This window comes from Brachybacterium equifaecis (assembly GCF_023509525.1).
Taxonomy (GTDB): domain Bacteria; phylum Actinomycetota; class Actinomycetes; order Actinomycetales; family Dermabacteraceae; genus Brachybacterium; species Brachybacterium equifaecis.
The window spans coordinates 50,340-71,630 of the sequence record NZ_JAKNCJ010000003.1 but is presented as its reverse complement, the minus strand read 5'-3'; the positions used below and the strand labels follow the sequence as shown (position 1 = coordinate 71,630).

Annotated in this window: 18 protein-coding genes; 12 read left to right on the top strand and 6 right to left on the bottom strand. The window is 67.9% G+C overall.

All coding sequences use genetic code 11. The features are described from left to right. Positions 1 to 58 precede the first annotated feature (58 nt). The 6 genes from Bequi_RS08185 (at position 59) to Bequi_RS08160 (ending at position 5,720) form a co-directional block, all read left to right on the top strand. Entirely contained in the window at positions 59 to 1,189 is a 1,131-nt protein-coding gene (locus tag Bequi_RS08185; protein WP_249737449.1) for a prephenate dehydrogenase, read from the top strand. 19 nt (positions 1,190 to 1,208) lie between these two features. After that, positions 1,209 to 3,449, top strand: a complete 2,241-nt coding sequence (der, locus tag Bequi_RS08180; RefSeq protein ID WP_249737448.1) for a bifunctional cytidylate kinase/GTPase Der — start codon at positions 1,209 to 1,211, stop codon at positions 3,447 to 3,449. Between the two features lie 92 nt (positions 3,450 to 3,541). Next, entirely contained in the window at positions 3,542 to 4,285 is a 744-nt protein-coding gene (locus Bequi_RS14235; protein ID WP_283774833.1) for a TM2 domain-containing protein, read from the top strand. Positions 4,286 to 4,291: 6 nt separating this feature from the next. Beyond that, the gene (locus Bequi_RS08170; protein WP_249737447.1) at positions 4,292 to 4,765 is read left to right on the top strand and encodes an NUDIX hydrolase; all 474 of its coding nucleotides are present in this window, start codon (positions 4,292 to 4,294) and stop codon (positions 4,763 to 4,765) included. Further along, complete coding sequence (locus Bequi_RS08165) at positions 4,762 to 5,376, top strand: hypothetical protein (RefSeq protein WP_249737446.1); 615 nt, start codon at positions 4,762 to 4,764, stop codon at positions 5,374 to 5,376. Before Bequi_RS08170 ends, Bequi_RS08165 begins: the two co-directional genes overlap by 4 nt. Then, positions 5,373 to 5,720 carry a hypothetical protein gene (locus tag Bequi_RS08160; RefSeq protein ID WP_249737445.1) on the top strand — a complete coding sequence of 116 codons (348 nt, stop codon included), beginning with the start codon at positions 5,373 to 5,375 and terminating at the stop codon, positions 5,718 to 5,720. The genes Bequi_RS08165 and Bequi_RS08160 overlap by 4 nt, the downstream gene beginning before the upstream one ends. 21 nt (positions 5,721 to 5,741) lie before the next feature. Here Bequi_RS08160 and purU read toward each other — a convergent pair whose 3' ends face one another. After that, positions 5,742 to 6,656, bottom strand: coding sequence for a formyltetrahydrofolate deformylase (gene purU / locus Bequi_RS08155; RefSeq protein WP_249737444.1), 915 nt, complete (start codon positions 6,654 to 6,656; stop codon positions 5,742 to 5,744). A 140-nt stretch (positions 6,657 to 6,796) separates the two neighbouring features. On the opposite strand from purU, the gene Bequi_RS08150 reads away from it, so the two are divergent. Next, positions 6,797 to 8,194: a sodium/glutamate symporter gene (locus tag Bequi_RS08150; protein ID WP_249737443.1), complete on the top strand. Its 1,398-nt coding sequence runs from the start codon at positions 6,797 to 6,799 to the stop codon at positions 8,192 to 8,194. Between the two features lie 65 nt (positions 8,195 to 8,259). Then, a complete protein-coding gene (locus Bequi_RS08145; RefSeq protein WP_249737442.1) occupies positions 8,260 to 8,721 on the top strand; it encodes a hypothetical protein in 462 nt (153 codons plus the stop codon). Positions 8,722 to 9,117: 396 nt separating this feature from the next. On the opposite strand, the gene Bequi_RS08140 is transcribed toward Bequi_RS08145, so the two are convergent. The 4 genes from Bequi_RS08140 to Bequi_RS08125 all read right to left on the bottom strand — a co-directional run bounded on the left by Bequi_RS08140 (position 9,118) and on the right by Bequi_RS08125 (position 12,543). Then, positions 9,118 to 10,245 carry a DNA cytosine methyltransferase gene (locus tag Bequi_RS08140; protein WP_007926561.1) on the bottom strand — a complete coding sequence of 376 codons (1,128 nt, stop codon included), beginning with the start codon at positions 10,243 to 10,245 and terminating at the stop codon, positions 9,118 to 9,120. Continuing rightward, positions 10,245 to 10,997 (bottom strand): MAE_28990/MAE_18760 family HEPN-like nuclease, encoded by a 753-nt coding sequence (locus Bequi_RS08135; protein WP_249737441.1) that lies wholly within the window; start codon positions 10,995 to 10,997, stop codon positions 10,245 to 10,247. Before Bequi_RS08135 ends, Bequi_RS08140 begins: the two co-directional genes overlap by 1 nt. Then, positions 10,984 to 12,069: a DUF262 domain-containing protein gene (locus Bequi_RS08130; RefSeq protein ID WP_007926559.1), complete on the bottom strand. Its 1,086-nt coding sequence runs from the start codon at positions 12,067 to 12,069 to the stop codon at positions 10,984 to 10,986. Before Bequi_RS08130 ends, Bequi_RS08135 begins: the two co-directional genes overlap by 14 nt. A 111-nt stretch (positions 12,070 to 12,180) precedes the next feature. After that, entirely contained in the window at positions 12,181 to 12,543 is a 363-nt protein-coding gene (locus Bequi_RS08125; RefSeq protein ID WP_007926557.1) for a hypothetical protein, read from the bottom strand. 227 nt (positions 12,544 to 12,770) lie between these two features. Here Bequi_RS08125 and Bequi_RS08120 point away from each other — a divergent pair, with 227 nt between their 5' ends. The 3 genes from Bequi_RS08120 to Bequi_RS08110 all read left to right on the top strand — a co-directional run bounded on the left by Bequi_RS08120 (position 12,771) and on the right by Bequi_RS08110 (position 16,176). Beyond that, entirely contained in the window at positions 12,771 to 13,775 is a 1,005-nt protein-coding gene (locus tag Bequi_RS08120; RefSeq protein WP_007926555.1) for a DNA-processing protein DprA, read from the top strand. 254 nt (positions 13,776 to 14,029) lie between these two features. Further along, positions 14,030 to 15,193, top strand: a complete 1,164-nt coding sequence (locus Bequi_RS08115) for a Cmx/CmrA family chloramphenicol efflux MFS transporter (protein ID WP_128277088.1) — start codon at positions 14,030 to 14,032, stop codon at positions 15,191 to 15,193. 143 nt (positions 15,194 to 15,336) lie between these two features. Further along, entirely contained in the window at positions 15,337 to 16,176 is an 840-nt protein-coding gene (locus Bequi_RS08110; RefSeq protein ID WP_007926549.1) for a helix-turn-helix domain-containing protein, read from the top strand. Between the two features lie 21 nt (positions 16,177 to 16,197). Here Bequi_RS08110 and mobF read toward each other — a convergent pair whose 3' ends face one another. Then, positions 16,198 to 19,749, bottom strand: coding sequence for a MobF family relaxase (gene mobF, locus Bequi_RS08105; protein WP_040881054.1), 3,552 nt, complete (start codon positions 19,747 to 19,749; stop codon positions 16,198 to 16,200). A 273-nt stretch (positions 19,750 to 20,022) separates the two neighbouring features. Here mobF and Bequi_RS08100 point away from each other — a divergent pair, with 273 nt between their 5' ends. Further along, positions 20,023 to 21,141, top strand: a complete 1,119-nt coding sequence (locus Bequi_RS08100; protein WP_249737440.1) for a DNA cytosine methyltransferase — start codon at positions 20,023 to 20,025, stop codon at positions 21,139 to 21,141. Positions 21,142 to 21,291: the final 150 nt, after the last annotated feature.

Genomic DNA, 21,291 nt, shown 5'->3' with positions numbered 1-21,291 from the left:
CGGCGCCGAGCGGACCGCTGAGCGGGCCGCTGAGCCGGCGGTCCGTGCGCACGGTCCGGTGCCCGCCGAAGGCTTCCTCCCCGGTCCTGTGCGGATCGTCGGCACCGGCCTCATCGGCGGCTCCCTCGGGCTCGCGCTGCGGGCCGCCGGCGCCGAGGTGCAGGTCAGCGACATCTCTCCGGGCACCACTGCCCTCGCGATCGAGCTCGGGGTGGGCCGGGCGATCCGGGAGGACGACGAGGAGCCCGCGCTCGTGCTCGTCGCCGCGCCGCCGGACGTCGCCGCCGCCCTCGTGGCCGAGCAGCTCCGGGCCCATCCCGGGGCGATCGTGGCCGACGTCGCGAGCGTGAAGTCCGTCGTGCTCGACGGGCTGCTGCGCCGCGAGGCCGAGGGGCAGCTCGATGCGGAGCAGATCTCCCGCTACATCGGCGGGCATCCGATGGCCGGTCGCGAGACCTCCGGGGTGATCGCCGCGCAGACCGACCTGTTCCGCGGCAGGCCCTTCGTGATCGTCCCGCATGAGCGGACGGTGCCCGCAGCGGTCTCGCTGCTGCGACGCGTCGCCGTCGAGATCGGCTCCCTCCCGGTGAACCTCAGCGCCGCCGAGCACGATGCCGCGGTCGCGCACGTCTCCCATGCCCCGCAGGTGGTCGCGAGCCTGCTCGGCGCCGCGCTGCTCGATGCGCAGGGGATCGCTCTGGATCTCGCCGGGCAGGGCCTGCGGGACACCTCCCGCATCGCCGCCTCGGATCCGCGCCTGTGGGTGGAGATCCTCAGCGCGAACGCCCGTGCCCTCACCCCGGTGCTCGAGGACATCCGCGGCCGGCTCGACTCGCTGATCGGATCGCTCGCGACCCTGCAGGGCGATCCCGATCCGGCCGTCGGCTCGCGCCGCGAGGTCGCGCGGCTGATCGCCGATGGCAACGCGGGAGTCGCGCGGATCCCCGGGAAGCACGGCTCCGGGACGGACTCCTTCGCCGCGGTCGTGGTGCTGGTGCCCGATGCGCCCGGAGAGCTGGGGCGCCTGCTCACCGAGATGGGGCAGATCGGGGTCAACCTCGAGGATCTGCGCCTCGAGCACAGCCTCGGCCAGCCCGTCGGCCTCGCGCACGTCGCCGTGGCCCGCGCCCATGAGTCACTGCTCACCACGGCCCTGCGCGAGCGCGGCTGGACCGTCGCCGACGCCTGAGGCCACGTATCCTGGGGGGATGCAGACCCTCGATCCTGGCCTTCCCACCCCCGCGCCGCGGCAGCACGCCCCCGGAGTGAGCGTCGCGATCGACGGCCCTGCCGGCTCCGGCAAGTCCACCATCGCCCGCCTCCTCGCGGAGGCGACCGGCGGCGGCATCCTCGACACCGGCGCGATGTACCGCGCCGTCACCTGGGTGTGCCTGGCCGACGAGGTCGACCTAGACGATCAGGACGCCGTCGCCCACGTCGCCCGCGAGATCGACCTCGAGCTCGGCACGGACCCGAACGGCGCCTCCGTCGTGGTCAGCGGCGAGGACATCACCGCCGCCATCCGCGCGCAGACGATCACCGAGGCCGTGAGCGCAGTCGCCACGAACACGCAGGTGCGCACGATCCTCCAGCGCCGCCAGCGCGAGATCCTGCTGGCGACCGCCGCCCAGCGCGGCGTGTGCGTGGCCGAGGGCCGCGACATCACCACCGTCGTCGCCCCGGATGCCGACCTCCGGATCCTGCTGACGGCGAGCCCGGATGCCCGCATGGCGCGCCGCGCGGCCGAGCTCGATCTGGAGGACACCGAGGAGACCCGCGCGGCGATGCGCGACCAGGTGCTGCGCCGCGACCGCGACGACTCCACCGTCTCGGAGTTCCTCGTCCCGGCCGACGGCGTCATCGCGCTGGACACCACCGAGCTGAGCGTCGACGAGGTCCTCACGCACCTGCTGAAGCTGGTCGAGAAGGTCCGCGCGGAGAAGGCCGCCGAGCGCGAGCTGCGCCGGGCGGAGGCCGCCGCGGCGCGCGAGGAGCGGGCCGGCCTGAGCGACGAGCTGCAGGACGAGGACATCGAGAGCGTCTGGCGCGCCGGGCTCGACGACTACGCGCTCGATGAGGAGGATCTCCAGCTCCTGCAGGGCGAGGAGGACGATGCACTCCCCGCGCGCGAGCGGAAGAACCTGCCGGTCGTCGCGGTCGTCGGCCGTCCGAACGTCGGTAAGTCGACGCTGGTCAACCGCATCCTCGGCCGCCGCGAGGCCGTCGTCGAGGACACCCCTGGCGTCACGCGCGACCGCGTGTTCTACGAAGCGGAGTGGACGGGCCACGACTTCTGGCTCGTCGACACCGGCGGCTGGGAGGACCGCGTCCAGGGCATCGCGTACCGGGTCGCCGAGCAGGCCGAGATCGCGATCGACCTCGCGGACGTCGTGATGTTCGTGGTCGATGCGACCGTCGGCATCACCACCACCGACGAGCAGCTCCTCAAGGTCCTGCGCAAGGCGAAGCGCCCCGTGCTGCTGGTCGCCAACAAGGTCGACGACGCCCGCACCGAGATGGAGGCGGCGGCGCTGTGGAACCTGGGGCTCGGGCAGCCGCACGTGGTCTCCGCGACCCACGGCCGCGGCTCCGGCGACCTGCTGGACGCCGTCGTCGCCGCACTGCCCGCCGAAGGCCGCGGGGCGGCTCCGGACTCCGGGCCGCGCCGCGTGGCGCTCGTCGGCCGCCCGAACGTCGGGAAGTCCTCGCTGCTGAACAAGCTCGCCGGCGAGAACCGGGTCGTGGTCGACGACCTCGCAGGCACCACGCGCGACCCCGTCGACGAGAAGATCGAGCTCGGCGGGGAGGTGTGGACCTTCGTCGACACCGCCGGCATCCGCCGCCGCATCCTGCAGACCCAGGGCGCCGACTTCTACGCGTCCCTGCGCACGCGCTCCGCGCTCGATCGCGCAGAGGTGGCCGTCGTGCTGCTCGAGGCCTCCGAGCCGATCTCCACGCAGGACCTCAAGATCATCGACATGGTCCTGGAGTCGGGCCGCGCGCTCGTGCTCGCGTTCAACAAGTGGGATCTGATCGACGAGGAGCGCCGCCACCAGCTCGAGCGCGAGATCGAGAAGGATCTCGGGCACGTGGCGTGGGCGCCGCGGGTGAACCTCTCGGCGCGCACCGGTCGCCACACCGACAAGCTCGTGCCGGCGCTGAAGATCGCGCTGGAGTCGTGGGACACCCGCATCCCCACTTCTCGCCTGAACGCCTTCCTCGGCACTCTCGTGGCCGCGCACCCGCACCCCCTGCGCGGCGGCAAGCAGTCCCGCATCCTGTTCGCGACCCAGGCGCGCACCCGCCCGCCGCGGATCGTCATCTTCGCCTCCGGCTTCCTCGAGCACGGCTACCGCCGCTTCATCGAGCGCCGCCTGCGCGAGGACTTCGGCTTCGAGGGCTCGCCGATCGAGATCGGCGTGCGGATCCGCGAGAAGCGCAAGCGCTGATCCGAGGGTCCCGACCTGCCGCGAAGGGCGGATGCACCGCGGTGCATTCGCCCTTCGTGCATCCTCGTCGCGCGCGCCGTATTGTGGGCGCCATGAGCTCCTCCTGGACCCCGAACCCGAGCCCGAATCCGCAGCCCGAGGGCGAGAGCGAGACGTGGGCGGCGCCGGACGCCGGCGCTCCCGCTGCGTCGGACGCCCAGAGCCCGGACCTCCAGAACCCAGACATCCAGAACCCGGACATCCAAGAGCCGTCCTCCGGGGCCGCGCCCTACGGCTCCGCGTCGCAGGGCTCCGACTCGTACGGCTCTGACTCGTACGGCTCGACCTCCCAGGATGCGAATCCCTACGGTGCTGCGCCGAGCGGTGGAGGGAACTCCTCCTCGTACGGCTCCGCTCCGTACGGCTCGGATCCGGGCGCCTCCGCGCCCTACGGCTCCGCCCCCTACGGCTCGGATCCCTACGGCACCTCTCCCTACGGGGCTTCGCCCCAGGCGCCGGGCGCCGACGATGCGGACCCGCACGGCGCTCCGGGGTCTGCACCCGGCTACGGCGCAGCCCCTGCGGGCGGATACGCCGGGGCGCAGCAGACCGGGTACCCGGCTCCCGGCACCGTCGGCACGAGCCGCCTGGCAGCAGGCCTGCTCGGGATCTTCCTCGGCGGCTTCGGCGTACACCGCTTCATGCTCGGCTACACGACCATCGGCATCATCCAGATCGTCGTGACGATCGTGACCTGCGGTTTCGGCTCCCTGTGGGGTCTGGTCGAGGGGATCATGATCCTGGCGCGCACCCCCGCATTCGAGACCGACGCCAACGGCCGCCCGCTGTCGGAGTGAGAACGGGTGGCCACACCTGACTTCATCCTCGAACTGCGCCGCCACATCGGGCACGCCCCGCTCTGGCTGAGCGGGGTGACCGCCGTGGTCATGGACCCTCAGCGCACGAGCGTGCTGCTCGTGCGGCGTGCCGACACGGGCGCATGGACTCCTGTCACCGGTATCATCGACCCGGGGGAGGAGCCTGCTGCAGCGGGCGGCCGGGAGGTCGAGGAGGAGGCGGGGGTCCTGGCCCGACCGGTCCGTCTGGTCGATGTGCGCACGCTGCCGCTCATCACCTATGAGAACGGCGACCAGGCCCAGTACCTCGATCTGTGCTTCCTGTTCGAGCACGTCTCGGGCGATCCCCACCCGGCCGACGGCGAGAACACCCATGCCCGCTGGTTCGACCTCGAGGAGCTCCCGGAGCTGAGCCCACGCTTCCAGGAGCAGATCGCATGTGCGCGCGCCGGCGGCCCGGCAGCAGAGTTCCGGGTATGAGGCGCAGCGTCGCTCCCGGCTCCCTCCTCGCCCTGCCGCTCACCTCAGCGGAGGCTGACCGCGCCGAGGTGCGGGTCCTGCTCGATCCCTCCCACGCCGAGCGGTCGGCACAAAAGAATCTGCGCATCTTCGGCGACGGCGTCCTCGTGGAGGTCCGCTATCGGGGCCAGAGCCTCATCCCCGGGATGTGGGCGGATCCGCGCATCCTCCAGATCCCCGTCGAGGGTCACGAATCCGTGCGCGCCGCGGATCTGCGCCTGCCGGCCGTCATCCTCGGCAGCGGCGCGCACGCGCAGCTGGCGTGGGGGGAGACCCGCTGGCCGATGGCGCTGGACTCCGCGCTCGCGATCCCGCAGTCCTGCCGGCCCGGTGTGCACTCCGCTGCGCAGCTGCGGCGCCTGGCGCTCGTGGCGCTCGGGCGCCGCGACGAGGTCGCGCTCACCCTCTGGCAGGATCCCGCGATGGACGTTCCCTGGCACGACGTGCGGCTGGTGCCGCACGCGGCGGCGTGGTTCTCCGCGGCTCAGGTCCCCGTGGGGATGCGCTATGCCGACGCCGCAGACTGGCAGGGCTTCCCTGTCGAGCGACTTCTTCGCGAGGAGCACAGATGAACGAGGACGACCGCTTCCAGAGCGACTTCGCCCCGACCCGTCCGGAGCGCCGAGAGAAGGAGCCGTTCATCACCCGGCGCAGCACAGCAGGTCGCGCGATCCGGGTCGGTCTCTCGATCATCGCGCTGCTCGTGCTGTTCCGCATCGTGTGGTCGATGATCACGTCCGGTGATCTCTTCGATCGAATGCCCGGCAATCCACCGGTGGCGGCGTTCGCGCTCTGCGCGCTGATCGTCCTGATCCCGAACGTCATCATGCTGGTCCTGAGGATCGTCCGGAGCGGGCGCGATCGGCGATCACCGCAGGACTCGTCGGAGGACTGGGCTCGCCGCAAGGAGCGCTGAGACCAGGGTTCGCGCTCGACCTCAGCGGAAGACGACGGTGCGGGTGCCGTCCAGCAGGACGCGCGACTGGGCGGCCCAGGTGACGGCGCGCCGCAGAGTGAGTGCCTCCTGGTCCTGGCCTATCTCCCGGAGCTGGGCGACGGAGTGGGCGTGATCCACGCGCGTCACGTTCTGCTCGATGATCGGACCCTCGTCGAGGTCTGAGGTGACGAAGTGGGCGGTCGCGCCGATGAGCTTCACCCCGCGCTCGTGCGCCTGACGGTAGGGGTTCGCGCCCTTGAAGCCGGGCAGGAACGAGTGGTGGATGTTGATGCAGCGGCCCGACAGCGCCTCGCACAGCTCGGGGGAGAGGATCTGCATGTACCGGGCGAGGATGACCAGCTCGATGTCGTGCTCTTCGATGGCCTCCAGCACTCGGGCCTCGAATTCCGCCTTCTGCTCTGCGCCCTTCACCGGGTGCGATTCGAACGGCACGCGGTGGAACTCCACGAGCTCGCGCAGGGTGTCGTGGTTCGCCATCACCAGCGGGATCTCCACGGGCAGCTGACCGGCGCGCTGATGGAACAGCAGGTCGCGCACGCAGTGCTCGGCCGTCGAGGCGAGCACGAGGACGCGGCGGGGGCGGCCGGCCTCCTCCAGCTGCAGCTCCATCGCGAAGCGCTGCGCGATGGGGGCGAGCTTCTCGCGCAGGAGCTCCGCATCCGCACCGATCTCGATCTGCTGGCGCAGGAAGAAGCGGCCGGTATCGGGGGAGGAGAACTGCTGGCTCTCGAGGATGTTGCCGTCGGCGGCGACGATCGCGCCGCTGAGCGCATGGACGATCCCGGGACGGTCCTCGCAGACGACGGTCAGCACCCACTGCGGCAGCTGTGCGCTTCCGGAGGGAGCGGCGGGAGGCGCCGAGGGCAGCGTGGCGGCAGGGGAGCGGTCGGGCATGGGGGCGAGTCTAGGGCGATCCCACTGCGCGGACCGCGCGTCTCCGACTGCCGGACACCCGCGCGCCTGCCGTCGGCTGGGCTCCCAACCAGCAAGGATTGCGATGAGACCCCCGCCCCCTGGTGAGAATGGAGCACCCCATGGACGCCGCCGCCTTCCGCGAGACGCTGATCCTCGATGCCGGCCTGATCGGCGCGCTGCTGCTGGTGGGTGTGGTGCTGCGCGCATGGCTGCGGCCGCTGCAGTGGCTCCTGCTTCCCGCTCCCGTGATCGCCGGGCTCCTCGGATTCCTGCTCGGCCCCCACGTGCTCGGTGCTCTTGCCGAGGCTCGCGGCTGGCACCTCGGGTCGTGGGCTGTGCAGGGGCTCCCGTTCTCCGGAAACGTCGGCTCCTACACCACGATCCTCATCGCCGTCGTCTTCGCGTGCATGGCCCTGTCCCAGGAGTTCGGTCTCTCCCGGATGACGCGCTCGATCGGCGGGTTCGCCGGCTACGGAGTGCTGATGTCCGCCGGGCAGGTGGCAGTCGGCATGATCCTCGCGCTGCTGGTGCTCGGGCCGCTGCTGGATGCGCCGAGCTCGATGGGCCTGATCCTGTTCGCCGCCTGGTCCGGCGGCTTCGGCACCTCCGCCGCGATGGGAGACGTGTTCGCTGCGAACGGTGATCCCGCGGTCACCTCGGTCGCGTTCACCGCCGCGACCGTCGGCATGCTCTCCGGGATCATTGGCGGGGTGATCCTCGCGCGGATCGGCGCCTCCCGTGGGCATGTCGCCGCGTTCGACGTGCGCCGGGGTCTGCCGGCCTCCCTGCGCACCGGCGTGCTCGGGGCCGACGAGGGCGCCGCCCACGGCCGGCACACGATGTCGGGCAGCTCGATCGAGACCCTCACCCTGCACGCGGCGCTGATCGCCGCGATCCTCGCCGCCGGCTATGTGGTGCAAACCCTCTCCGCGCAGTGGCTGAACGCGTTCGCGCTGCCGCTGTTCACGACCGCGTTCCTCGTGGGCATCCTCGTGCGCTGGGCGATGGCGCGCCTCGGCGCGATCCGCGTGGTGGACCCGGCGACGACGAAGTCGCTCTCCGGTGCGGCGTCCGACGTGCTGATCGTGTGCGGGATGGTCTCGATCCAGCCCGCCTTCGTCGCCCAGCACGTCGGATCACTGCTGCTGATCTTCGTGCTCGGCCTGGCGTTCTGCCTGTTCCTGGGGCTCGTCATCGCACCGCGGTTCCTCGGCCGGAATTGGTTCGAGAAGCAGATCTTCACCTGGGGCTGGGCCACGGGCTCGGTCGCCACCGGCATCGCGCTGCTGCGGATCGTGGACCCCGAGCAGGAGTCAGGCACTGTCGAGGACTTCGGCTACGCGTACATCCCGCTGATCCCGATCGAGGGCGCGGCCGTCGCCATCGCGCCGCTGCTGGTGATCGCCGGCGCGTCATGGAGCGTCGCGCTGATCTGGAGTGTGATCGCGCTGGTGGGGCTGTGGGTGCTGGTGCGGGCGCAGAGGCCGAGCCGAGCTGCGCAGCAGCGCGTGGCCTGATTGCCGCGCGGGTGCCAGAGTATGCCATGACTGCAGACGGCATCGGATGGAAGAGGGGATCGGTCATGACGGATCTCCGTGCACGCTACGGCGCGCCGGCTGCCCCGGAGCCGCGGGCACTGCGCCGACGGATCCTGCTCGCTGCCGCGCTCTGCTCCCTCGGGACGACTGCGATGACCGCAGCGGAGATCCTCCTGCGCGGAGGGGAAGCGATGCTGACGTGGCTGATCGCGAACCCCATCGGAGGTCTGCTCTTCTGCACGATGCTGCTCCTGGCACTGAAGTCCCCGAGCCGTCTGAGCACCACCGTGCGAGCCGCCGCAGCTGCCGTCGCCGTCTGGTGCATCGCTCCAGCGCTGATCGCTGGGTTCGCTCTCGGAGGCGCCACGAGCGAGGGGTTCTCCCTGTTCATGCTGCTCCTGCAGCTCCCGCTGATCGGCTCGATCCGCATGCTGGTAGGGATCCTCGGTGCCGCTGTGTTCGGGGCCGCGGTGCGCCGGGGCCAGGAAGGGATCCGCAGGATCTGAGCGAGCGGATTGGTGGGCTCCAGCCGACCCCCGGTTGTGCGTGACGCGCAACCACAGTCGTGGGGAAATCCCGCGAGGCTGGCCCCAGAGCCATGCGGTGGCTCACCCCCTGCTACCAAGCGCCCCTAGGACACAGCCTCCACGGGAGGGCTTGCCGGGAAACGTGAACCCACGCAAAAAAGTCCTGAGCCGCGACATCATCTGTCAATGATGTCGCGACTCAGGACAATGGTCGGGCTGACAGGATTTGAACCTGCGACCCCTTGACCCCCAGGCGTCCAAACGGCTCCGACCAAGCCGGATTCCGCGTGATTCCGGGGTCAGATCATGCAGAACACGTCACGGGATGCATGGTTTGCATGATTCTGGTCCCCTTCTGGTCCCCTTCTGGTCCCCCTACGACCGAGCGAGATGATCGCCGCGTGGCTCTTGTCCTGGCGTCCCTCGCTCAGCCCCAACTCGGCTCTCCGGCGGCCGGAACCGCGAAGCGTGCGCGACGATCGTCTGGCCAACAACCTCGCCGAGGCGCACTGGTACGGCGTTGCCGATGAGGCGTCCCAGCACGCTGAAGCGGACGGGCTCGCCCGGAGGTACGAACTTGTACTTGGGTGGGAAGGTCTGCAAGATCGCAGCTTCCCGCAAGGAGATGGCCCGATCCTGCTCGGGGTGACCGAACCGCCCGTTCCCGTACCCGAAGCACTGGGTAGTGATCGTCGGACTCGCGTCGTCCCACGACATCCGGCCATACACACTCGGATACGTGGCGCCCGTGCTCTTCCGATGACAGGCGGCCTGGAGCGCATCGGGCCAGTCGCGCCATGTACCGCCCGGCTTCGAGTGGCGTATCCGTTCAAGGTTGGTTTTACTCAATCGTGACGCGACATGCAGACGGTCTTTCGGGTCTGACTCACCAGCCTCGATCGGACGGAGGCGACCGATGGCCTCCCGCACGGTCCTCACACGCTCGGTGTCTTGCGCCAGCGTGAGGCCGTCAGCGCCCAGCTTGGAGGCGATGAGAACCAGGCGCTTGCGTGTCTGCGGGATGCCCACCCGGACCGCTTGAACGACAGACCACTCAACTGAATAGCCATCCAAGTTCTCCAAGAACTGATCGAAGACGGGATGGTCGAGTAACTGAGGAACATTCTCCATCGTGACCAGATCGGGCTGGACTTCCTTCACGAGCTTGCCGAACGTCTCAACAAGTTGCCAGTCGTCTCCGCGCTTCTTGCTCCTGCCCGACCGGCTGTACGTTGAAAACGGCTGGCATGGGGCGCATCCAGCGATCATGCTGATGTCGGCACCGCCAATCATGGCTGCAACGTCAGACGCCGAAAGTTCATTGACATCACGTTCAATGAACTTGGCCTTGTTATTGGCCTCGTAGGGATACTTGCACGCCGGGTCGATATCGATGCCCGCAACAACTTCGATACCTGCCTGGACGAGGCCGTATGTCAGGCCGCCAACTCCGCAGAACAGATCGACGGCACGAATCGTCGGAGCGTTCTCGCCCTCACTCATCAAGCGACCACTCCTTCCGTCTCCATCTGCTCTTTGCTCTTCGCAATCTCGACCTGGATAAAGCTCACGAAACATCCAACTGCTTCTCTCAGATAGTCTCCGACCGCAGTAGCGAGGACCTTGAGCTCCGCTACCGTCACGCCATCGCTGCAGTCAACGAATGACAGCGACCCATGAGCAAGTCCGTTGCGACGGTTCTTAACTAGTTTGAGGGCGCCCATGTCATCTCGAATGTGACGCTTTGCCGCTTCGAGGACATCAGGTGAGAGCGTCAGGCCACAGCCAACTCGTTCACATATCTTCTCAATCGAAGAGTCGTCCCAGTTTCCGCCCCCACCAGGTTCGATCTTGAACCCTTTGACAGGCATCTGCTGCAACAACTGCTCGCACAGATCAAGTGCCGCTTGCAGACGTTTGTCCGGCCCCAGATCGCTATGAGTGCGCGCGATCGAACGCACCCACTCAGTTCGGAGACCAGTGCTTAGCTCGCTCGGACGCCGTTCCGCTTCCTCGACGGCGGCGACAACCGCTTCCAAGCATCGGAGCACGGTGGCTTCTACGAGGTTGTAGAGCTGTAGGTAGAGACTTGAGTTGAGAATCTTCTTCTGCTCAGTGGTGATCGGAGCGTCGGTTCCACGCAGGCGGGGTGTGCCCTCGCGGGCGGCATCCTCGACGTTCTGCGGAAAAGAGAGGTACGCCTCTATTTCTTCGTACCTCTCCTCAAAAAACGGAGCAAGATCAATCGTCGCCATGCCCCACCAGCTTGTGCTTCACGAAATCAATACGTCCGCGAAGGCGAGCGATCGCATTCGCACCGTCCGAACTCGTGATCTTCTGGAACTCCGGCAGACCAATCCAGGAGGCGACATCAATCTGGTCGGCCGGGCGGTCGGCAAGCTCCGGCATCTCAGCCAGTGCCCGGTCAACGCCGATAGCAATCGACTCGAATCGCGTCCGCGGCGTGGCCGTGCTCTTCTCGGCTTTACGGAATCCGAACGGGAAATTGCGTGACACAAAATCAAGAACAGCATTGAACCGCTGGCGATATGCGTCCGCCAGGTCCGGGTTTGAAGCGAACTCTTGATTCATCTTCTTTGAGTAAGTGAAGAGGAAGTCGGAAGGCCGGTCTCGATAGCCGTCAAGACCGTCTCCGTAAGCGAAGAGTCGCGTGACGAGTTCCTCGTAGCCACGCTCTCTCTTGGCCTTCGCTGGCATCGGCGCGAGCTGGGCAAGGAGCGGCACGTTAGCAAGTTCAGTTACAACGTCCAGGAACGGCCCAGCGAGAGCGCCACGACGAATCTCTGCATTGTTGGCGATCTTGCTGCCCGTGTTGATGCGCTCAAACATGTCGAGCCGCGCCGCCTCATCGGCATGCTCATTCAGAACGATGCCGCGAACTGATCGGTTCTTGATCTTTCGCTGCCTCGACTCGGGGAGGTCATCGAAACGGAATCCCGACAGATGTGTCAGAGGATCAAGTTCGCCAAGCTGGAATCCGCCGTAAATGAACTCTTCGATAGTGCGCAGTCTCTGCGAGCCGTCAACGATTTCCAGCCGCCCGTCCGGCATCTCCCAGAAGAAGATGAACGGAATCGGAAGACCCATAATCAATGACTCAATGAACCGAGACTTACGACGCTCCTCCCAGGTGAACTCGCGCTGATACGCGGGCACGACATATTCGCCGTCGCGGACCTTCTGGGCCAGCAGCTCGACGGAATACTCCGTGAGGAAGAAGTCGATTCGTTTGGACTGCTCAACGATCTGCGCTTCGGCAAGCTCGATCTGCTCCGCAGTCGGTCGATCCTTGGACCGCGCCACCATCGCACCTCCTCCTTCTGCTTGCTTCACCTCCGACAGGTAGGCCTTGCCTCTAGGCTACCGGGGCGCTGCCCTTGCCACCGCGACGACAGGCGGGCGAACCCCAAGCCCACGTCACAGGATGCCGGGTGCCTCCGACATCTGTCGGCTGCCCTCGCCCTCCCCCACGTCGGCGACTCGTCGGACCCTCCGTTCCTGTGCTTGGACGAGCACGAGCTGGACGAGGCTGACCGGCCCGATCCAGAAGAACTTGAGGGCGTTCCACGCGAACAGCAGGACCAGCAGGTAGAGAGGACCGGGGCCTTCCCGCAGGATGATCGTGTGGCAGATCGCTGTGGCGTAGTAGTAACCGCCGCCCAGGAGCAGCATGGCGGGGATGCCCCACTTCAAGCCTCGACGGCGGTAGCGGATGGCGCCGAGCAGCAGGTTCGTGGGCGCGTACTGGAAGACGCCGTAGCCTCGTTCGCTCAGGTTCATGGATTGGCGAATCATTGCGGGCCTCTTTCCTCGTCATAGCGCGACGTGTTCCGTCGTGGAGGCGGCTATGAACCGAGTGCCCGCGAGGGGCCGTCCCGAAGGACCCGCGTAGTTTGCTGAACCTGCCTCATCTCACAGTCTACGACTGACGTGTGACGGAGGGAACCCCTCGCTGAGCGCAAGAGCGTGTACCTCGTCGGTGACCTTGGAGCGAGAGGACACCGATCATGGCGACGATGGCCGAGCAGGTACAGGACGAGCGGCAGGCGCGAGCCGTGCTGTCGATGATCGCCGAGCCGAACGACCCAGCCACCGGCATTGTCCTCGCCCATCACGGCGGCGTCGAGACGCTGCGCCTGATCCAGGCCGACGACGACGTGCCCTGTCTCGCTCGCGCCGAGGCGCTGATGTGGCGCGAGCGGCTTACCGAACGGATCACGCCCGGCCTGCTGGATCAACTGGCGCAGGCGGAGCGGCACGGGTTCGGCACGCTCATTCCTGCCGACAAGGAGTGGCCCGCCGGCCTGAACGACTTGGGCGATCGTGCTCCGTACCTGCTGTGGATGCGCGGGGCGGTCTCGTTCCTGATGACGCCACTGAGCGATCGAGCCACGATCACCGGCTCTCGTGCCTCAACCCAATACGGCGAGCACGTCACGGGCGAGCTGGCGATGGGCCTGGCCGATGAGGAACGGGTCATCGTCGCCGGTGGCGCTTACGGGATCGAAGGGGCCGCGCACAAGAGCGCGCTGGCCGCGGGCGGTCAGACGATCGCGGTCCTGGCCGGTGGGCTGGATCGTCCCTACCTGGCCGGACATTCCGAGCTGCTGAACCGGATCGGGGATATCGGGCTGCTGGTCAGCGAACTGCCACCCGGCTCTGCGCCGACAAAGCACAGGTTCCTCGCCCGTAGTCGCCTGTTGGCGGCACTGTCGGGTGCGACCGTGATCCCCGAGGCCGGGCCTCGATCCGGGTCGATGACCACGGTCATCGACGCACGCGACCTCGGCCGGGGCGTCGGCGCCGTGCCTGGTCCGCTGACCAGCGTCGCGAGCGCCGGACCGAACGTACTCATCAAGCAAGGATTCGCCTCGCTCGTCACGCAGCCCAGCGACGTGATCGACCTTCTCGACGCCGACCCGAGCCCAGGTCGGGCCATGACCCGACCCGAGATCGGACGCGAGTTCGGGCACCGGCGGCCGTCACGGAGCACGCCCGGACGCTCTCTCTGAGTTCGAGGTGCCCGCGCCGAGAACGCCGCGCGGGTGCTCCGCTCTGCTTCTGAGATAGTCTTGGGGCTATGGGGTCACCTGAGTCAGACAGAGCAGGGCTGCCGGCACGCCGGTAGCCCTGGATGCTGACGTTCTTCCCCACCAGCCTCGTCGCACGCGCGCCCTGAGTCGTCGCGTCCGTTGAGCCCGTGCATCCGAAACACCGGCCGTGCCTTTCGCACCCGTATTCGTCTCATGTTTCGGAAAGCACTCTCATGCCCTTCTTGCTGTATCTACTTGCCCTCGCCGTCTTCGCTCAAGGAACTTCCGAGTTCGTCTTGGCTGGCCTGCTACCGGCTATCGCCACCGAGCTTGGCGTCTCACTGAGTCAGGCCGGTCTCCTGACCTCCGCGTTCGCGGTCGGAATGGTCATCGGCGCGCCGGTGATGGCCGCTAGCGGCCGGAGGCTATCGCCGCGGTGGACCATGACCGGGTTCCTCGCCGTCTTCGTGGTCGCACATGTCGTCGGTGCCGTCACTGGGTCGTTCGTCATTCTCATCCTGACCCGGTTTGTCGCTGCGTTGGCGAACGCCGGGTTCCTTGCCGTCGCTTTGTCGACGGTCGGCCAGATCGTTCCCGCCCACCGGCGCGCACGCGCCCTGGCTGTGATCCTCGCTGGCACCACGCTCGCGCTGATCGCCGGTGTTCCTCTCGGGGCTCTTGTCGGTGAGGCATTGGGATGGCGCACGACCCTGTGGGCCATCGCTATCATCTGCGTACCCGCACTTATCGCGGTGGTCACGGCGACGCCGACCCGGCCTGACCCGACTGCAGTAGCCACCGCACCGACAACGTTGGGTGCAGAGCTCTCGGTCTTGCGTCGGCGCCCGCTACAAGTCGTCGTGGTCCTGGCGATCTTGGTCAACGGAGCGACGTTCTGCACGTTCACCTACTTGGCTGTGATCGCCGCTGGACCGGGTGGCATCGGTGACCGGGCGGTGCCGGCGCTCCTGGCATTGTTCGGCATCGGCGCCTTTGCTGGTGTCACCTTGGCCGGCCAGCTCGGAGACCGTCACTGGCGCCCGCTGATCGCGATAGCGAGTCCGCTCCTGCTTGTCGGCTGGGCGACTCTCGCCCTGGCACCGACGAGCCCCGCTCTGCTGTGGGTTCTAGCCTTCACACAAGGCGCTCTTTCCTTCACCGTCGGCAGCGCGCTGATCGCCCGGATCATGGCCGAGGCGGAAGCAGCCCCAACGATGTCTGGGTCGTTCTCTACTGCGGCACTCAACATCGGGGCGATCATCGGCCCCATTGCTGGCGGTCTCGCCCTCAACCTCGCCGGAACACGCGGCATCGCTCTGACCAGTGCCATATTCGTCGGCCTCGCTCTGCTTCTGTGGTGGTACCGCACGAGGGCGCATCGGGAGCGTGTCAACTAGGACGGTGGGTCGTCGGACGACACGCATCACTGGGATTCGACAGCGTGATGTCTCCCCGTCGCAGTGGAGCACTCTGGTTCGAGCCGGTCATTGCTCGAACCAGAGTGCTCCGTGCTGCCGTCGTACCGTCGGCCTATGACTGTGTGACCATAACGATCGTCCGTGACGGCGGCGCGGTCTTGGTCGGTGAGTTCGGGAAGCAACTAGTCAATGCCGGTGACGTGATCCTGCTCGGTCCGAACACGCTGTGCGGTGGTGAGCCCGAAGGCCGTATCACGATGACGACAATCTATGCCGACACCGACTATGTGGTCGATCAAGTGTTCTGGCAGTACGTCGGGATGCTGCAAGATCGTCTCGATGCGCAGGTTTTTTACGCCGCCACCTATGTTGAGCCCGCCCAGATTCTTCGACTCGGCGAGGATCGGGCGGAGTCGTTAACGCCGTGGCTGGACGAACTGGTCGCGCTAAGTATCGAAGGCCGGCCAGTGGAGAACTTCTACCGAATGCAGGCGCTCTGGTTCTCGATCACGCACGTCATCGCCCCCTTCATCAAGACCTCTCCGATCCGAACATCCTCAACGCAGCAAGCGACAACGTGGCCCACGTTGCCTCGGCATCGCCGGTTCACCCCGCTGCGCATGGAGGCGCGGAGAGCCGCGGAACTGCTGCGCGCGGACATTGAGCGCCGTTGGTCGGTGTCGGACCTTGCCGATGAAGTCCATTTGTCTAAGTCGCAGATGGGGCGGGTGTTTGTGGAAGCGTACGGCAAGTCGCCCATCGCTTACCTAACAATGCTCCGCACAGAACGGATGGCTCATCTTCTCCGCACTACCGACCGGCCACTTTCCGCTATTGCTCGCGAAGTCGGCTGGCGTGATTCAGACTTCGCTGCGCGACAGTTTCGCCGCGGTATCGGCGTCACGCCAAATCAGTACCGGAGCATCGAACATGCTAAGTCTGCTCGATTGGTAGTCGGGTGACGTGCGGCCACAGGTGCTCATTCACAGACTCGGCGTCCGCCGCCCGACAGCCACAGGCCGTATCTGCTCCGTCGTGGTGCCCTCGATCGTGGCGGCGCGGGCGCGGTTCAGGGCGGCGCGGGCGCGGATCGCGTCAATCTTCTGGCTGGTGCTCTCCGGGTCGGGGCCGAACGGGGTGCGGTCGTCGGTGATGCCGTAGCGGTCTCGGTATGCGGCGATGGTGCGGGCGGCGCGCCACCATGCCGCCTGCTGCTTCTTGTCCTTCGGTGCCTGGCCGAGGCTGGCCGTCCACGGTTCCTTCTCGGTGAGCGCGGTACGGAGTATGGCGTCGGCGCGGGCCTCGATCAGCTCGCGGCGCTCGTCCAGGGCTTGGCGCATGTCCTCGGCCATCTGCCCGCCGGCGTGCGGGATGAGCCCGACGATCAACCGCGGGGGCTTGCGTGTGCGTCCCGATCCGGCAGGCCGGACGGTGGCACGAGCGACGCGGGCGTGAAGGACGGAGGCGATGTCGTCGGCATCGCGCAGGCCCCGCGCGGCCACCAGCTTGGGCAGCAGCACGTCGAGGTCGTGGTGGTTGGCCTCGGCGTGGCGCAGCTCGGCCGACAGAGCACCGTAGGCGTCGGAGGCGAGCACGTCTTCGACCTGCTCGACAGTGAGGCCGGAGGCTTGCAGGAAGGTGGCCCAGCGGTCGTGCTGCGCGGCTTGCGCGATCGTGTCGTACTCGGCTGCGAGCTGCGCGATCGAGCCCCAGCGGTCTTGCTCGGCGGCGATCGTCTCGTGCGCCGACAGCTCCGCGCCGATGTGCTGCAACACGCCGTAGAGGATCGAGCGGGCGGTGACGTTCGGGTTGTCGCCGGGACGCGGCACCGCGTGCTCGGCGTCCTCACGGTCGACGGCGACGTAGGCGTGGTTGTTGGTGGCGCCGCGGGTCATGGAGACGTAGCAGTTCTCCCGCGTCGTGGTGGCGGTGACGACCGCGTGCGCGGTGTCGGTGGTCACGCCTTGGGCACGGTGCGCGGTGATCGCATAACCGAGGTCCAGGTGCTCGGCCACATAGTCGGCCGGCAGCACGATCCCGCCGCCGAACCTGCGCCCGGCAGGGCGGATGCTGACCGACCCGTCCTCACGGACCCCGGTGACGATCCATCTGGAGCCGTTGCGGACCCACGTTCGGCCGTTGCGGAGCCGCCGGTCGTTCTCGCGGGTGATGACCAGATCACCGTCCGAGACCGCGGTACCGTCGTGCAGGGCGAGTTCGCGGGTCGGGTTCACGGCGCCGTCGATGATCCGATCCGCCCGCGCCCTGGCGTTCAGCTCGGTGACGGTCGCGTGCGTCTCGGTCACGAGGATCGACGCACGCCCAGCGGCAACATCAGCCCGCCACGCGCGATAGGCGGCGTCGATCATCGCTTCCTCGTCGCCGCCGGTGATCCGGCCGTGCTCGATCAGGGTGTCGATCGCCTCGGCGCGGCCGTGGCGGAGCTGGAGCGAGGTGGTCTTCTCCCACTCGTGGGTGAAGCGGTGCAGATCGGTCAGCTCGGGGGCATCCTCACGGGCGTGCACGAGCATCGCGAAGCTCCCGCCGGCGCCCGGTGATTGGAGCTGGCCCCAGTCACCGACCAGGAGGACTTTCGCGCCCGCCTGCTCAGCCTCGTGGGTGAGCCGATCCAGCGACATGGTGCCGGCCAGACTCGCCTCGTCGATGATGATGAGCTGCCCAGCCGCGAACGTGGTCCCGTGCATGAGATGGTTCTGCCACCACTTCGCGGTGTTCTCCGTCGCGATGCCGAGGTCATCGGCGAGGACCTGCGCCGCCACAGCAGAGGGCGCGAGTCCGATCACCGACCCGTTGCCGTGTTCCTTCTCCCACGCCCTGCGGAGCCCGTTCATGGCCGTGGTCTTCCCGGCACCGGCCGGGCCGACCAGCACGTCCACGATCCGACCGGAGACTGCGATAGCTGCCAGGGCCGCGGCCTGATCCTCGCCGAGCACCCGCCCGCGTGCGTCGGGCTTTCGGGCGATCCTCTCGACCGTCTCCAACGCCACGACCGGCCCCGTGGTGGTGGACGCTCGGGCCAGGAGCCGGTCTTCGGCGGCCAGCAGGACTTCGGATGAGAACAGCGTCGAGGAGTGCGGCCGGAACCGGGAGGTGCCGTCCACGCGGCGGAACTGCAACGGACTCGACGCCAGCTCCGGCGGCGTCAACCGCAGCGAAGCGTGCTCGGCCGCGTCGACCACCAGGCCAGTGATCGCCTCCCGATCCTGCATGGTGACGAACCGCCACCCCATCAACTGCCGGGATGCCTCGGCATGCAGGTTCCAGCGGGTCCAGGTCGAACGCTTCTCACCGACCGTCTCCATCACGGTCTGCCCGACCTCACGCACCACGTCCAGCGGCACATCGTCGGCACGCAACACCCGCGGCGCCCGCGCGTTCGTCACGGTGAGGGTGCGAGCCCAGCCGTTCGCGTCCTTCCCGAGCACTCGGCTGGCGCGCTGCCGCCACTCGCGGGTGAGGTCGGCCAGCGACCGAACCTGCTTCTCCGGCCGGGTAGCGAGCGTCGCCTGTGCCCGGAGTTTCAGCACCGTCCGCGCCGAAGGCTGGCGCCCGTGCCTGGCGACGTACTCAGCGATCAGGCGATCCTTCTCGGCCTTGATGTGTCGCGACCGGGTGGAGAACTCAGTCACCAGCTCGTCGGGCACGCCCTCGATTTCCCATGCCGGGTTCCGGTCCCGGCCCCGCTCTCGCGCCTCCCACTCCACGCCGAGGACGCGGGTGAGCTGGTCCGCCAGAGCGGCGTTGTAGAGCTCGGAGACGGCTACGACGACCGAGTGCATCGGCCGGCCAGCGAGGGTTCGCCAGCGCCCGTCCTGCACGGTCAGAACCTTGTTGCTGATGACGACATGCGTGTGCAACTGCGGGTCGCCCGCGCGGCTGTCGTAGTGATCGAACGCCGCCGCCACGACGCCGGCGACATCGACGTGCGCAACCGCGCCGTCCGGGCCGGTTGCACCGACTCGGGTTGTCGCAACCTCTCGTTCGAGGAACGCAACCAGCTCTGCAACCGCCGCATGGTGGGCGTCTGCGATCAAGGCTTGGGTGCCCGCGTCTGCAACCGCCCAGATCGTGGAGACGGATTTCGGCACGGAGACGGTGAAGTCATAGCCCGCCACGGCGCGGCGGGTTCCGCGCTCAGCCTCCTCCGCTTCGATCGCGGCTACTTGTTGAGCTCGAGCGGCCGGCCCCAGTTCGGGGTCGAGGGCGTCGACGCGCTGCGTGATCCGCTCCGCGACCGACGCGAACTGCTGGTAGGCGCGGCCCAGCGGATCGCCCGTGATCGGGTCATGGCCCATCCCGATCAACAGCGCGAGCTGGGCTTCTGCGACCTGGGCTCCCTCGACCAGCTCGCCGTGCCCGAGCCGGCCAAGTCCCGAGCCCATCCAGAAGCCGGGCGGCGTTCCTGCCTCTGCGTAATACCGAGTCAGCGGCGTGGACAGCGAGCGGTCGCCATCGCCCGCGGCGATGGACTTCAGTAGGTACTTGTACCCATCGCCCGCGCTCATCACACGCATCGAAACCGTCACCTCGGCTGCCCCTTCCGCTAACCGCTCGGAGAGCAGGTGATCCCGCAAGCCCGGTCGCATCAGATGCGACTCGGGACCCTCGCGCCTCGTCTGAAAGACGTGTGGCAGCTCAGAGACGGGGCGAGCCAAGGGCGGCGGCAGGCCGTCGCAAGGTCGTTCGAGTTGGAGACGGGAGGTGCGGCGAGCACTTGGCGGGTAACCAGCCCGGCATCGAGTTCACGATCGGACTCGGCCGGGGATCACCGATCTGCCGGAGTCCTCATGCGCCTGCCGAACGACGAGACCCAGGGCCGTCGTCTACGGATCGGGTCACTGTTCTCTGGCTACGGCGGACTCGACCTTGCCGTCGAGGAAGTGTTCGACGGCGAGACGGTGTGGTTCTCAGAGTTGAGCCCGGCGCCGGCGCGGGTGTTCGCCTATCACTGGCCGGGCGTGCCGAACCTGGGCGACATCACGACGATCGACTGGAACGCGGTCGAGCCCGTCGATGTGATCTGCGGTGGGTTCCCCTACCAGGACGTGTCCACCGTGGGACGCATGGCCGGCCTGCACCCTGGCACCCGCTCGGGGTTGTGGGCGCGCATGGCCGAGGCGATCGACGTGCTGCAACCGGAGTGGGTCGTCGCCGAGAACGTGCGCGGGCTGCTTTCGGCTACCGCGACGCGCCCGACACCGGAAGGAGAGGACCCTGATGGACGCAACCCCGCCTCTGCAACCCCCGAGCCCGCAACCGCAATCGAGGGGGCGGCCGTTCGCGGTGTGGAATCCGACCCGTGGCATCTGGGAGACCAGCCAGCTCGACCTCTACGGGCTCTTGGCGCCGTACTCGGCGATCTGGCCGACCTCGGGTACGACGCGCGCTGGCTCGGCCTACCCGCTTCCGACATCGGCGCACCCCACACCCGCTTTCGCATCTTCATCCTCGCCCGCCGCGCTGTTCCGCACGCCGCTGGCCTCCGACGCCGCCCGCGGCGGGGAGAGCCTGGAACGAGTACGCGCGCGGCGCGGCACGATCGCCCTGTCCCATCAGGTCATCGACCTGGCGCTGAACGGGCCGGACGGTTCGCGGCCGCATCGGGATCCGGAGCTTCTGTGGCCGCTGATCGGGCAGCTCTTCGACGCTGGGGACGTTACGCCCTGGCAATCCGACGATGGGAACACCTCACCGGACGAGGCGCCCCCTCACCAGCCCTCGTAACGGACGAGGGGCAGTGCCGGCCCGCGCCGCGCTTCGTGGAATGGCTGATGGGCCTACCGGACGGATGGGTGACCGATCCCAACCTCGGGCTCACCCCGCCAGAACAGCTCACCGCACTCGGCAACGGAGTCGTACCCGCCCAAGCAGCGCACGCGCTCCGCGCCCTTCTAGCGATCGCGTAGCTAGGCGGAGGGCACGTCGGCTTCGTGCGGTAGGGTGGTCGTATGCATTTGTACTTCCTGTGACGGCTGAGTAGGCCCACCGCGCTCGTTGAGTAATCCGAGACTGCGGCGGCCGCTCGTTTCTGACCCTTCCTGGGTCGCCGTCATTTG